This window comes from Veronia nyctiphanis, assembly GCF_004116385.1.
Classification (GTDB): Bacteria; Pseudomonadota; Gammaproteobacteria; order Enterobacterales; family Vibrionaceae; genus Veronia; species Veronia nyctiphanis.
The window spans coordinates 256,219-270,208 of sequence record NZ_PEIB01000003.1; the positions used below are offsets into that span (position 1 = coordinate 256,219).

Genomic DNA, 13,990 nt, shown 5'->3' on the forward strand with positions numbered 1-13,990 from the left:
AACAATTTATTTATATCCCACACTAGAACCATGTAAAAAGTTCTAGGCAAAAAAAAACAGCCTAGGCGGCTGCTTTTTTTCAAATATTTTGGTACTCAATCACGAAGTTGGGCACCAAATTTCTCTTTAACAACAGCAACAACCGCGTTTACTGCTTCAGAAATATCATTTTCTTCCAACGTTTTTTCAGGTGATTGTAGCGTCAAAGCGATCGCCAGGCTCTTGTGACCTTCTTCAACGCCTTTTCCTTTGTAAACGTCAAACAGTGATGATGCAGTAATAAGTTCATTACTGGTCTCACGACAAGCACGAACAACTTCATCAGCGTTTACATCTTCTGCAACAATCACAGCAATATCTCGACGGTTTGCAGGGAATTTAGAAACCGGCGCCGCCTCTGGAATCACACGCGTATTTATCGCATCCCATTCAATCTCAAACACAATTGTACGGCCATTCAGGCCAAACTTGCGCTCGAGTTCAGGGTGCACGGTACCAATGTGACCAACGACTTTACCATCTACTTCGATAGCTGCAGATTGCCCCGGGTGAAGGGCCGGATGCTTCGCTGCAACGAAACGGAATGACAGTTCATTGGCTGTCAGTTCCAGTACTGCTTCTAAATCGCCTTTCAGGTCGAAGAAATCAACAGTATTTGTTTCGATATCCCAATGATCTTCGCTACGCGCACCAGCAATAACACCTGCCAGCATGACTTCCTGACGGATACCGTTTTCAGCCGCTTGCTCAGGGATAAAGCGAAGTCCAGACTCAAACAGTCGAACACGTGGTTGCTGGCGTTTCTGGTTGTAGACAACAGTATTCAGCAGGCCAGTGATCAGACTCAGGCGCATCGCTGACATATCCGCAGAAATCGGGAATGGCAGAATAATTGGCTCAACACCCGGAACAACCAGCTTCTGCTGCTCTGGCTCCACAAAGCTATAGGTAATCGCTTCGTAATAACCACGGTCGACAAGAAGGTCACGAACACGCTTAAGAGGCAGGTTCGCTTCTTTGTAGTTGTTCATGACGAGGTTAGCTGCTGGCGCTTGATCAGGAATATTGTTGTAGCCGTAAATACGCGCAACTTCTTCAACCAAATCTTCTTCGATTTGGATATCAAAACGCCATGATGGAGATGTCGCATTCCAACCCGATTCAGTCGTCTCAACAGAACAACCAAGACGAGTGAGAATCTCTACCACGTCATCTGACGGAATCACGTGTCCAATCAGATTATCTAATTTGCTACGACGTAAGTTAATAGAGTTTGCTTTCGGCAAATGCTCTGTAGACTCCTGACCCACAATCTCGCCAGCTTCGCCGCCGCAGATTTCAAGCAGAAGCTGTGTTGCACGCTCCATCGCTTTGTACTGTTGCTCTGGGTCAACACCACGTTCAAAGCGGTGTGAAGAGTCAGTATGTAAACCATATCTGCGCGCACGGCCACGAATGGCATCAGGCGAAAAGAATGCGGCTTCAAGCAACACATCAGTCGTATCAGCATTCACACCTGAGTACTCGCCACCGAAAATACCTGCAATCGCCAGTGCCTGTGCATGGTCAGCAATTACCAGCGTATCGTCGTTAAGCTCAGCTTCATTACCATCTAGCAGGGTCAATTTTTCGCCTTGCTTGGCCATACGTGCAACGATGCCACCTTCGATTTTACTCAGGTCAAACGCATGCATTGGCTGACCTTGTTCAAGAAGGATGTAGTTGGTGATATCAACAATAGGATCAATTGAGCGGATACCACTGCGACGCAGTTTTTCTTGCATCCAAAGCGGTGATTCTGCTTTAACGTTAACGTTACGAACCACACGGCCAAGATAACGGGCACACGCTTCGGGTGCTTCGATAGAGACAGATACTTTGTTTTCGATCGTTGCTTTGACAGATTCAATTGTCGGCTCGCACACTTCAGCACGATTGAGTACACCCACTTCACGTGCCATGCCTTTAATACTCAGGCAGTCAGCACGGTTGGCAGTCAAATCAACGTCAATGGTCACGTCGTTGAGGCTAAGGAAGTCACGGAAATCGGTGCCAATAACAGCATCTAGTGGAAGCTCCATGATGCCGTCGGACTCAACGTCAATGCCAAGCTCGGTGAACGAGCACAGCATACCGTGGGAAGGTTGGCCACGAAGCTTGGCTTTTTTGATTTTAAAGTTACCCGGTAACACTGCACCAACAGTGGCAACGGCAACTTTAATGCCCTGACGGCAATTAGGTGCGCCACAAACAATATCCAGCAGCTCATCACCGCCCACATTGATTTTTGTTACGCGCAGTTTATCGGCATCAGGGTGTTGACCACACTCAACCACTTCACCAACAACAACGCCAGTGAACTCACCTGCAACTGGGTCGACATCATCGACTTCAAGGCCTGCCATGGTGATTTGGTGTGCCAGTTCGTCACTGGTAACTGCTGGGTTTACCCATTCGCGCAGCCAGGATTCACTAAATTTCATTGATTATATTCCCCGATGCTTACTTAAATTGTTTCAAAAGACGCAGATCATTTTCGAAGAATGAACGCAGGTCGTTTACGCCATAACGCAGCATAGTCAGGCGCTCAATACCGATACCGAAGGCAAAACCCGAATATTTTTCAGGATCGATGTTCACAGCACGCAGTACGTTGGGGTGAACCATGCCACAGCCAAGAATTTCCAGCCATTTCCCATCCTTACGACGAACATCCACCTCAGCAGATGGTTCTGTAAACGGGAAGAAAGACGGACGAAAACGGACTTCCAAATCTTCTTCAAAGAAGTTTTTCAGGAAATCACTCAGCACACCTTTAAGTTGTGCAAAGTTGACGTTTTCATCCACCAGCAGGCCTTCAACCTGATGGAACATTGGGGTATGTGTCTGGTCATAATCGTTACGATAAACACGACCAGGTGCGATGATACGCAGCGGTGGCTTCGTTTCTTCCATCGTTCGGATCTGAACACCAGATGTGTGAGTACGCAGCATCAAATCAGGGTTGAAGAAGAAGGTGTCATGGTCGGTACGCGCTGGGTGATCTTTTGCGATGTTCAGTGCATCAAAGTTGTGAAAGCCGTCTTCAATCTCTGGGCCCGTTTTTGTCTCAAACCCTAGCTCACCAAAGAATTTCTCAATTCTTTCCATTGTGCGCGTTACTGGATGAAGCCCACCATTTTCAATACGGCGGCCTGGCAGAGTAACGTCGATTGTTTCAGCAGCCAGTTTTGCTTCCAGTTCAGCGGCTTCAAGGGCGGTTTTGCGAGCTGCAATAGCTTGCTGAACCGCTTGTTTGGCTTTGTTAATGCTCTGACCTGCTTCGCGACGCTCTTCAGGCGGTAATTTACCGAGTGCTTGTAACTGTGCAGTCAGTTCGCCTTTTTTGCCGAGGTAATTAACCCGCACCTCATCCAGTGCCACAACAGACTCAGCCGCATCAATGGCTGCTGTTGCGTTTGACAGAATCTCTTCTAGTTGTTGCATCGTTTCCTCATCTACCCACTAGGCAGTAACTTACGGGGAGTAAAAGATTTACCAATTCTCACCACAAACTGTCTGGCGTTTTTATTGCCCGAATCAACAATTTGTTGTGGGAATTGGTATTTCACGTAACGAGACATAGTAATTAATCAGACCCGCAATGCCAAATCCAATCTGGAGGTTTTCTTGTGTTTTTCAGAAATTTCACAAAAGCGACTAAATATCGAGCGAAAGCTTGCGCTGCTTGTATCCAAATTTGGCTTAGGAAGTGGGCTTTACGAAAAAATGTCTAAAACAGCCAATGTGGTAGTTTTTCAAAAATCAGCGCCTTTAGTGCATAAACAGGCGCTGACAAATATGAGGAATTAATCAATGTTTGCCTTTATAGGTGAAGTAACCCGCCTCTTTCATAATGCCCCGAATCTCTTGGTTAGCTGCATTGAGTAATTTTTGTATATCGGCACCCTCCTCCATCGCTAATGACAGATAGCCACCCAGTAAAATATTAATCTTTGACCAAGGCGGGATAATCGGCCTCCAGTCAGGATCAGCATCATTTAATGCCTTACCAAACGTTTCGAGATAAGGTAATTTTTTCAGCACATCCGGATTAAGGTGCGTTGAAAAACGGATAGGGTTTCCCCCCGCTAAAGCAATTTTCTTGTCAGTTTCTTTTGATGTCAGCCATTGCATCAATAGAAAAGCTGCATCTTTATGCTTGGCATTTTTAGGAATGGCAAGGCCAAATCCCCCAGTCTGAGACGCATAGCGGACACCCCGAGGATGCTTAATCCATCCTACTTTCCCCATCACATTAGATTTCTCCGGGTCAGTGATCTCCCCTGCAATGACGGTACTGTCCAAGTACATTGCAGACCGACCAAATAAGAACTGATTTTTAGCTTCTCTTAGACCATACGAGTTCATGTCTGTTGGTGAGCAGTCTAAAATCTTTTTGAGTGTCTTAACGGCCCGTATAGCTTGAGGACTATTAACGGTAGGGTTCCAATATCTATCAAAGACACGTCCACCCAGTGGAGCTAGATGCAACAGAAATGCGTGTGACAGATGATGCCCAGGCTGACCTCTTGAGGAGAGGCCTACGATACCCGGCTCTAGTTCGGGAATTTTGCAAGCCAGATTTAACAACTCACTATAGTTCTCCGGTGGCCGTAAACCATGCTTGATAAATAGATCTTTTCGATAGGCAAGGATTGACGTTTCCGCCCCAAATGGTAAGCCGTATAGCGCATCTGTTGGGCCAGGCAAATAACCTTTATGGCCCCCAGCAACACCAATATTCTGCACATAGCTGTTAATGATATCGCTGGGTTCGTAATAAGGGTCTGCCAGTGAAGGAGTCATAAAGAAACGCGCTAATGGTTCTATCTGATCGTTAAATACATAATCAGCTTTTGAGAACACAACAAAAGCAATGAGATCAAACCGCCCTCTTGGTTTCAAGAGTTCTGTTTCCTGCATCTTTCGCATCGTCAGGTATTGCATCTGCTCAACCTGAACCCTTATACCTGTTTCTTTTTCAAAGTCTGGGATGATCTTCATCACTGCATCGTAGTGAGGATGAGCGGGAAAGTTAACGTTAAGTGTGATCCCTTTGTAAGGCGCGTAGGGGTCTGCACGGAGCATCCAAGAAACAAAGAAAGAAATGATGCCAATTAACACTGAATAGAATTCAGTTCGTCTCCCAATGTTGTTCAACATTGCACTTGCCCGCCCAATTCTGTGAAATCATAAAGTAAAGAAAGAATCTGTAAATTCACGACCTACTTATTAGAAATCAATTCATAGTTGGCATCATGCTTTAGTGTATTTTCCTGAACTAGCGTCAAATCGACAGTTAAATCACCCACAAGAAAAGGACATTAATGTCCCATTATACATTCTATAAAGTCACTGATTGACCTCATTACTGCTGCTTATTTGAGTGTCATTGACTGCATGATTACTGCCAAACGCCTATGCATGATTTGTACCTTTAACTGTCCATCAACATATATTACATGCTCAGTTCGAAATACTGGCTTAATGAGAATAATTGCTAAAACTCGTATACAGTCAATACCAGTGATGCAACGATGTCTGATAGAAAACAAAGTTGATTTACGCAGGGGTTGATCACCAAACTTACCCTTGCAACGCAAGTCCAAACTTTGAGAAAAAATATTATGATAACATCGTCTTAAATAACTGTTTTAATAATTAAAATCTGCTATCGCAACAGAAGGGTATAGACTGATTCAAGTACGGGAAATGCATGAGAACGAATAAAAACAATACCTGTATTTAACGGGATTGGTGGTATTTTCTTAATACCAGAGTGAATAATTATTGAAGGGTGAGAGTAGCCTCTAAACCTGTCACTGGAGACGTGTATGTCCAAAGAACTGTTCGCCAACGAGAGTATCCTCAAAAACAAAACGAAAAAGGAAGTGCTTGCTGAAAAAATCCTCGAAATGATTTTGACAGGACTACTCAGAGATGGCGACGTGCTCCCTAGTGAGCGAGAATTGGCTAACACCTTTGGCGTAAGCAGAGAAACGGTGAGAGGCTCTCTTGGCATAGTTTCGGATCTTGGGTTACTTATTGTCTCTCAGGGGGCTAAGACCCGTATAAACAGAAGCCTGATGTGATTGAACGCTGCCAACAAATGCTCCCCGGACTTGCCAACATTGAGGTCAACAGCTTTGACATAGACTCAGTGTTTGAAACCAGAAAAATCATCGAGAGAGCAGTCGTTCGAAAAGCCGCGTTAAATATTGACAATGAAGGTTTAAAACTTCTGAAAAGTCTCCTGGTACAGCAGGAACGTCAGTTCGATCAACCCGTTCACTTTCAACTGTCAGATAAACAATTTCACCGAATTATCGCTGAGTGTATCCCTAACGAATTACTGACCAACTACGCACAAGAGCTTTACTCTTTTGGTCTGCATTTTCGAAGAGTGGTGATGTCTGTGGATGGCGCGATTGAACAGAGCTTCAAAGAACACACGCTGATTTACAATGCGCTTGAAAGACGGGATCCCGACCGCGCTGAAGAGATGATGATTAACCACATTAACAGTGTTTATGACACAACCCTGGTTGCAATGAGTAAGCGAGGAAACTCTTAGATATGTGTGATTTCGAAGTGGAATAAATAGATGCAATGTAAGTTACTGTCTCAACTTCCAATTTAACGCATTGTTTATTAATAGTTTTAATAGTCACTGGCCCCATGTAAATTCAGATCAGAGTGCAGTTTAATGTGTAGATTTGGAGAACATAGTGACTATTCCCAACCAATCAGAGCTCACTGACTACGCCAAAGGCGCCTACTTTTCCGATAGCTTCTCGATAGAGACGCCTCATAAAAATAAGACGGCCATAGAACTCTATCTCACATTGCGCAACGCATGCCGCCATGGGCCTCCTTTCTCATGGATATAAGGAACAAAGTTGTCTCTAAGATTGGCTTGAAAAACCTTGGTAAGTTCTACGACATCAATCCGGAAAAGGCCCCCAACTCATACAAGCCAGGGGACAGAATCGGTATTTTTACACTGGTCAGTAATTGCGATCACGAAGTCATTCTCGAAGACAGTGACAAACACCTTGATGTTCGAGTCTCCATTCTTCGGGATACGGGGCAAGATAAAGACACAATTTACGCCAGCACGGTTGTGCACATTCACAACACATTGGGCAGGATGTATATGCTACCTGTCATTCCCGTTCACAAAGTCATCGTGCCCGCCTCACTGAAAACACTGTTATGAGTGATACCTGTCAGTCGTTATTCGTCACGATATGGATGCCTGCTAAAGCGCTGGCCGGGGTGCTTTTTGCTGAACCCCCAAATGGCATGGTAGGTATCTATCCATCGGCGTTGCAGACTGAATATCACATAGGAAGCCACCATCAGCATCTCGATGCCGAACAGAATGACGTAAGCCCATGGCCCCAGCGAGAACAAGAAGAATCCGCTGTAAAGAGTAAAATGACTGGCTATCAAAATAAGGTAACCGGACGTTTTATGCACCCATTCAAACAGTCTGCGATAAACCGTCATGTTGTAATGGTCACCATACCACCGACTTCTCGGTATGGGGTATCCATTGTCATCTACAGGGCCGCCTTTGGTACCTCTTTTGAAGCCGGATATTGCCTGTAATGCAGCAAGTCCGAGCACGAAGAAACCCAACTTGGCGTGTAATGTCGATACATCTATGCCGTTCAACGCAAGCAAGCTAAATAACAAGGCAATTGCTGATAGCGCAATGCCAATAGTGTGTCCAATCCAATGCGTGATCCACCAGAATTTGTTATCAAGCCTCAAAGGGAAGTTCTGTCCCGGTGTCACTTTGAAGTAGCGTGTCACCGTAATGATCACTGGCGACATGATCCCCCATGCCAGAAACATCAGGGCTGCATGCATAACAATCAGCACTGACAATTGACGCTCGGCTTGCGAACCGTCACCAAAATGGAGTTGTTGTACACCGAATTCGCTGTGAAAGTTGAAGCGTCGTCCATCACCCACCGCCCACAGAAAATCCGTATCCTTATCTAGATTCACAATCGCGTCGGTAGGGTCCGATGTCACAATAGGTCGCTTGAACACCATGACAGTCGAACCATGGCTGCTAAAGATGGATGCGTCGTAGATATTCTGGTGTTTATCTTTGATGATAGAAGAGCTGAAACGGCCCGTCATGTGACTGTCAGCCACCTCGCCTCTCGACAAGTAACCGATGACAGCATCAGCATTAGACATGTTTTTACCAAAGCCTAAACCTATCCAAACTTCACCGGGATGAAAGGCTTTTATATCCAACATGCCTTCTTCGCTTGCATTCCAGCAAAGCGTTAAATCGCTGTCCAACAGTGTTTTCTGGTGCTTAAATCCGGCACAGGAAGACGAAGCGTCAGTCTTGTTCCCCCCAAACTCGTCCATCATCGCGCTATGGCTGGAGAACGACACAGACAAAAACACAAACAGACTAATCAGGATTAACCGCATCTGCTCCTCCCTCATCTGACAAACTCCTGAAATACTTCACCATGGCCCGTGCATCTTGATCGTTGAGGTGTGACGTGATCTCCTCAACCACTAACGCCATCTCGCCGCCGGTATAGTTGCCGTCTGGCAAGACTCCTGTTTGAAGGAAATCGAGCCACTGCTGATCGGTCCAATGCAGAGTGCCATCTTTAGTGTTGGTAATATTTGGCGCCGGATTAAACTCACCAACCGGCACACCCGCCATCCAACGCGTACGTATAACACCACCCATGATGTCACGTGGTGAATGACACTCACCGCAATGCCCAAGCACTTCAACCAGATATTCACCACGCTTGGCTTCCTCACCCACAACTTTACTCGTCTTAGGATTATCATCCAGATACAACAGCTTCCACATTCCCATTCCCTGACGAATATTGAAGGGAAACAGCAAATCTCGCGCTTCCGCTTTTTCATTTACAGGCGTTATCTGGGTGTCTATGTAAGCCTTAAGATCAACAATGTCCTGATCCGTCATTCGCGAATATGAGGTATAAGGGAACGCCGGATAATAGTGTTCCCCGTCAGGACTTATGCCCAGCCTTGTTGCATCAGCAAATTTTTCCACTGACCAACCACCAATGCCGGCAAGTGGGTCTGGCGTAACATTTGGTGCCACAAGAATGCCAAAAGGTGTTCTCAGGCGTTTACCACCAGCCAATTCTTCAGCCCCCGGGACGTGCTCTGTGTGACAAGCGCTGCAGCCGGACAGATGGTAAATGTATTTGCCATTTTTAACGTCTGGGGTTAGCGAATTAATATTGGAACTGGATCTATCCCAAACCAGTGAGGGATAGAGCATCACAATCAGACAAAATACCCCTGACACAATAATTGCAATACCACCCACTACAAACCGCTTGCGTTGCCATTTGGTCAGGGGGTACAACGCAAGACGCTGAGCTAACCATGACATCTCTACCCCTTCACTGCCCCTGCGGTCATACCGGAAATGATTTGTTTTGATGCAACGAAAGTAAAGATGATCGGCGGAATGGCCAGAAGCACACCCATTGCCATGATCGCTCCCCAATCAATGTTGTATTCAGTCAGTGAATTCACAATGTATACCGGGGTGGTTCGGGTACTGCGGTCAGAAATGGCATTGGCAATCAAAAACTCATTCCACGCGATTCTGAATGTAAAAATAGAAGCGGCAGCAAGACCGGGTTGAATCACAGGCAGGATAATGTGATAAAACACCTGAAACGGATTTGCCCCGTCCATACGTGCCGCTTCCTCCAGCTGAATCGGGATTTGCTGGATAAAACTTTGAAGAATCCATATTACAAAGGGTAAGTTCATTGCTGTGTATATCAGAACAATACCGTTCAAGGTCCCATCAATCTGATAATCGAACGTCCAAATACCAAACACGGGAACAAGCAAAACGGCTGGCGGTACCATACGCATAATCAGCGTGGTCATCGAGGCTACATCACGTCCCCAAAAACGATATCTGACGATAGCGTAAGCCGCCATACAGCCCGCCAACAGAGTGAGTGCTGTTGAGACAATAGCAACATAGAGCGAATTACTGACATTGTTTACGAGCGACTTGTCGTCCAACATCGTGGCGTAATTTTGTAATGTTGGCATAAAAAACCATGCCGTCGAGTCACTGAGAATATCGACCTTCAATTTGAAGGAGGTGACAAACATCAGAATGATGGGGCCCAGTGAAAACATAATTAACGTAAAGAGCACGGTGTAATACAAAATTGTGTTCGTTTTTGCTTTATTCATTTGTCGCCACTCCTTAGTACTGCTCTGCTGCGGCTTTAAGCTTTTGTTGACGGGTTTCGCGCACTTTGTTGAAAGCAAACATCACAATCGTAATGACCAGAACCAGCAGTAACAGCATGTTAGAAAGCGCTGCCGCTAAGCCAAGTTCCTGTGCGTCTGTCACCGTCTTGAATATCCTGAGAGACAGAATTTCGGTCGAGAGACCGGGCCCACCATTGGTCAAAATCATAATGACTTCGAGAACTTTGAATGCATCAATTAGGCGCAATAGTAATGTCACGATAAGAACGGGCAACATCAGGGGAATTTTGATGTACCAGATGAGGCTCCAACCTGATGCACCATCTAAACGAGCGGCTTCAACCACTGAACTTGACAAAGACTGCAGTGCGGCGAGGCAAAGGATCATCACAAACGGTGTCCACTGCCAGATGTCAGCCAAAATTATCGAGAACAGTGACCACGAGGGATCGGACAACCAAGGGACATTTTCAAAGCCGAGTGTGTTCAATATCTTGTTCAGAATACCGAACTGGGGGTTGTACATGTATCGCCACACCAGCCCAACAGCAATGGGAGCGATCATCATTGGAAGAATAAAAATTGTCCGGTAAACTGACATACCGCGTATCGGCCGCTCAAGCATCAACGCAAGACCTACCCCTAATACCATCTCTAAGAACACGACAGTAAAAGCGAATGTCACCGTGACAAAAAACGATTCGATAAAGCCTTCATCATTCAGTAGCCAAATGTAATTACTCAGACCGGAGAACTCGGCATCTGAAAAAGGCTGGCTGGGACGCCAATCGAAAAAGCTGGCAGTTATCATGTAACCGACAGGATAAACAAGCGCAAACAACAGAATAATGGCAGCAGGAGCGATGAAGAAGTAAGGGGCTCCTTTGTTCATCCACTGAATCAATCTACCGGATGTTGCCTTTCCCGCCATTTCCATATTTGCTGACGACATAACTTGCATGGTCCACTTCCAAGTTTGAAGTAAGGGAGCTTTGCAGCTCCCCACCTATTTTTAGTTAAAGGTGTAGTAACCCGCTTTATCCATGATGCTTTTCACGGTTTTGTTGGTTTTGTTCAACGCCTCTTCAACACTCAGCTCACCTGTCATCGCTTTTGAAAGGTTAGTACCGAGTTCAGTGTTGATTTGTCCCCAAGATGGGATAATCGGACGCCAGTCTGGGTCAGCATCTTTCAACGCTTCACCGAAGATGGCCATCTGAGGGAATTTCTTCACTACATCAGGGTCTTGGTGCGTTGAGAAGCGTGATGGGTTACCGCCAGCGAGTGCAATTTTCTTGTCTGTCTCTTTCGAGGTCAGCCATTGCATCAGCAAGAAGGCCGCTTCTTTGTTTTGCGCATTTTTAGGGATTGCGATACCGAATCCACCGGTCTGCGATGCAGAACGTACCCCTGTTGGGTGCTTCGCCCAGCCGACTTTTCCAACGATTTTCGATTTATTGGGATCATCAACTTCTCCCGCAATCACCGTGGTGTCTAGGTACATCGCAGCTTTACCCTGCAAGAAGGCATTCTTGGCTTCGGCAAAACCAAACGAGGTGCCACCTTCAGGACCGCACTCGAGAATTTGCTTTAACGCATTCCCTGCCTGAATGGCTTCTGGGCTATTGATGGTTGGGTTCCAGTTGTCATCAAAGATACGGCCGCCAAGTGGTGCTAAGTGAAGAAGGAAGGCGTGCGACGTTTGGTGACCAGATTTTCCACGAGATGCAAGGCCAGCCATGCCGGGTTCGAGTTTCTGAATTTTACAGGTAACGTCGAGAAGCTCTCCATAGTTAGTCGGCACTTTCAGATTATGCTTGTCGAAAATATCTTTCCGATAGCCCAACACTGATGTTTCAGAGCCAAAGGGAATACCAAAGAACGAGCCCGTAGGTCCCGGGAGATAGCCTTTTTTACCACCAGCAACACCAATATTCTGCACGTAGCCGTCAATCAAGTCGCCCGCATCATAATTAGGATCTGACAGTTTTGGGTTCATGAAGAAACGTGCCAACGGCTCAATCTGATCAGCTGCCACGTAATCCGCTTTTGAAAATACCACATAGGCAATCAGATCGTAGTCACCTTTCCTTTTCGTCAGTTCCAACGTTTGTTTCTGGCGCATTGCAAGGTATTGAAGCTGGTCCACCTCCACCTCAATGCCCGTTTCTTTTTCAAAATCCGGTAACACCTTCATAACAGCATCATAATGAGGATGAGCCGGAAAATTTACGACAAGTGTTTCACCTTCATACGGCTTGTAGGGGTTTGCGCTTACCAAAGATGAAACCATCATGGAAACTGCAGTCGCAGCCAACAAACCTGCTTTACGCTTACTTGTTGTCTTGTACATTTTTCCTCCCGCCTGTAGACGTCTTGTCTGTTGCTTCGCTTTAATTAAGGTCCTTCACGTCATTCCGTTGCTCAGTGGCTTGGGTAAAGTGCCTTTTCGGTTTTTGAATCAAAGATGTACATGTCTTTCTGTTTAAAATAGAGATCGATGTTCTGCCCCTGAACGGGCCGTTCTTCTGAGCTCACTTCGATAGACACTCGCGAGCCAGAGATTTCAGACACGATGATCGTCTGAGAGCCGCAATACTCGGTGACGAGCACGGGTAAGGTAATTTTGTTGCAATCTGGCTTGTATTCCATCGAGAAAGCTGACGGCCTGAGTCCGATAAAGATGGTGTCATCTGTGAGTTTTCGGATTTCACTGTTCAACGCCGGATCAATGTCAAAGTCAAACGTTTCACCGGAGACACTAAAATCGTCACCGCGTTGGTGAATGTTCCCGGAAAGGAAGTTCATCGACGGTGAGCCCATGAAGCCCGCAACAAATTTATTGACCGGCCGACAGAACAAGTCTTCGGGAGTGCCGTGCTGCTGCACATAACCGTCATTCATCACAACGATTCGGTCACCGAGCGTCATCGCTTCAATCTGATCGTGAGTCACATAAATGATGTTTTTGTTGACCTTCTTCCTCATCAGGATCAACTCCGCACGCATCTGAGCACGCAGCTTGGCGTCGAGGTTAGATAGTGGCTCGTCCATCAGCAACGTTGATGCGTCTCTGGCTAAGGCCCTGCCCATTGCGACTCGCTGACGCTGTCCACCAGATAATTCACCCGGTTTACGATGAAGCAGGTGCTCAAGACCCAGCATCACCGACACTTCTTGTACCCGTTTAGCGATTGTCGCCTTATCAACTTTGGCAAGACGCAGTGCAAACGAGATGTTTTTTTCCACATTCATGTGCGGATACAGCGCGTAGTCCTGAAATACCATCGCGAGGTCGCGATCTCGTGGCTCTAGCTGACTCACTTCACGGTTGCCAATATAGATGTCGCCTGCAGACACGTTCTCTAAGCCTGCAATCATCCGAAGCGTTGTAGACTTTCCGCAGCCGGACGGGCCAACCAAAACAGTGAATTCATTATCTTCAAACTCTAAATCCAAACCATGGATGACCTCCACATGGTCATACCGCTTCACCAAATTCTGAATTCTGATTTGTGGCATTAGTTACTCCTAAGGTGCCCTGTACGTGTGGTTGGGTATTCATAAAAGCTTTAACCCAACCACCCCATCTCTTCTGTTTGTGTGCAGTTGTTTCATCCCGCTTCGCATGTGAGCCGTGTTAAACACGTTAACGGGATGTAAAATTCGTTACTGG

At 46.2% G+C, this 13,990-nt stretch carries 13 protein-coding genes; 4 read left to right on the plus strand and 9 right to left on the minus strand.

Features of this window, described 5'->3' with window-relative positions; genetic code table 11:
- Window positions 1-95: 95 nt before the first annotated feature.
- The 3 genes from pheT to CS022_RS04785 all read right to left on the minus strand — a co-directional run bounded on the left by pheT (window position 96) and on the right by CS022_RS04785 (window position 5,205).
- Window positions 96-2,483: a phenylalanine--tRNA ligase subunit beta gene (pheT, locus tag CS022_RS04775; protein WP_129121330.1), complete on the minus strand. Its 2,388-nt coding sequence runs from the start codon at window positions 2,481-2,483 to the stop codon at window positions 96-98.
- A 19-nt stretch (window positions 2,484-2,502) separates the two neighbouring features.
- Window positions 2,503-3,486: a phenylalanine--tRNA ligase subunit alpha gene (pheS, locus tag CS022_RS04780; protein WP_129121331.1), complete on the minus strand. Its 984-nt coding sequence runs from the start codon at window positions 3,484-3,486 to the stop codon at window positions 2,503-2,505.
- A gap of 366 nt (window positions 3,487-3,852) precedes the next feature.
- Complete coding sequence (locus CS022_RS04785; RefSeq protein ID WP_129121332.1) at window positions 3,853-5,205, minus strand: extracellular solute-binding protein; 1,353 nt, start codon at window positions 5,203-5,205, stop codon at window positions 3,853-3,855.
- Between the two features lie 671 nt (window positions 5,206-5,876).
- Here CS022_RS04785 and CS022_RS25940 point away from each other — a divergent pair.
- The 4 genes from CS022_RS25940 to CS022_RS04795 all read left to right on the plus strand — a co-directional run bounded on the left by CS022_RS25940 (window position 5,877) and on the right by CS022_RS04795 (window position 7,261).
- Entirely contained in the window at window positions 5,877-6,134 is a 258-nt protein-coding gene (locus tag CS022_RS25940; protein ID WP_235869256.1) for a winged helix-turn-helix domain-containing protein, read from the plus strand.
- The gene (locus CS022_RS04790; protein WP_235869257.1) at window positions 6,131-6,616 is read left to right on the plus strand and encodes a FadR/GntR family transcriptional regulator; all 486 of its coding nucleotides are present in this window, start codon (window positions 6,131-6,133) and stop codon (window positions 6,614-6,616) included. Before CS022_RS25940 ends, CS022_RS04790 begins: the two co-directional genes overlap by 4 nt.
- 154 nt (window positions 6,617-6,770) lie before the next feature.
- On the plus strand, window positions 6,771-6,932 hold the full coding sequence (locus CS022_RS27625) for a hypothetical protein (protein ID WP_328590307.1): 162 nt from the start codon (window positions 6,771-6,773) through the stop codon (window positions 6,930-6,932).
- Window positions 6,923-7,261 carry a DUF2867 domain-containing protein gene (locus CS022_RS04795; protein WP_328590308.1) on the plus strand — a complete coding sequence of 113 codons (339 nt, stop codon included), beginning with the start codon at window positions 6,923-6,925 and terminating at the stop codon, window positions 7,259-7,261. Before CS022_RS27625 ends, CS022_RS04795 begins: the two co-directional genes overlap by 10 nt.
- A 17-nt stretch (window positions 7,262-7,278) precedes the next feature.
- Here the strand turns inward: CS022_RS04795 and CS022_RS04800 are convergent, their stop codons facing one another.
- The 6 genes from CS022_RS04800 to CS022_RS04825 all read right to left on the minus strand — a co-directional run bounded on the left by CS022_RS04800 (window position 7,279) and on the right by CS022_RS04825 (window position 13,836).
- Window positions 7,279-8,505 carry a cytochrome and DOMON domain-containing protein gene (locus CS022_RS04800; protein WP_129121333.1) on the minus strand — a complete coding sequence of 409 codons (1,227 nt, stop codon included), beginning with the start codon at window positions 8,503-8,505 and terminating at the stop codon, window positions 7,279-7,281.
- Window positions 8,486-9,463 carry a cytochrome c gene (locus CS022_RS04805; RefSeq protein ID WP_129121334.1) on the minus strand — a complete coding sequence of 326 codons (978 nt, stop codon included), beginning with the start codon at window positions 9,461-9,463 and terminating at the stop codon, window positions 8,486-8,488. The genes CS022_RS04800 and CS022_RS04805 overlap by 20 nt, the downstream gene beginning before the upstream one ends.
- A 2-nt stretch (window positions 9,464-9,465) precedes the next feature.
- On the minus strand, window positions 9,466-10,293 hold the full coding sequence (locus CS022_RS04810) for a carbohydrate ABC transporter permease (protein WP_129121335.1): 828 nt from the start codon (window positions 10,291-10,293) through the stop codon (window positions 9,466-9,468).
- Between the two features lie 13 nt (window positions 10,294-10,306).
- A complete protein-coding gene (locus CS022_RS04815) occupies window positions 10,307-11,275 on the minus strand; it encodes a carbohydrate ABC transporter permease (protein ID WP_129121336.1) in 969 nt (322 codons plus the stop codon).
- A gap of 51 nt (window positions 11,276-11,326) precedes the next feature.
- Complete coding sequence (locus CS022_RS04820; protein WP_129121337.1) at window positions 11,327-12,667, minus strand: extracellular solute-binding protein; 1,341 nt, start codon at window positions 12,665-12,667, stop codon at window positions 11,327-11,329.
- 71 nt (window positions 12,668-12,738) lie between these two features.
- The gene (locus CS022_RS04825) at window positions 12,739-13,836 is read right to left on the minus strand and encodes an ABC transporter ATP-binding protein (protein ID WP_129121338.1); all 1,098 of its coding nucleotides are present in this window, start codon (window positions 13,834-13,836) and stop codon (window positions 12,739-12,741) included.
- Window positions 13,837-13,990: the final 154 nt, after the last annotated feature.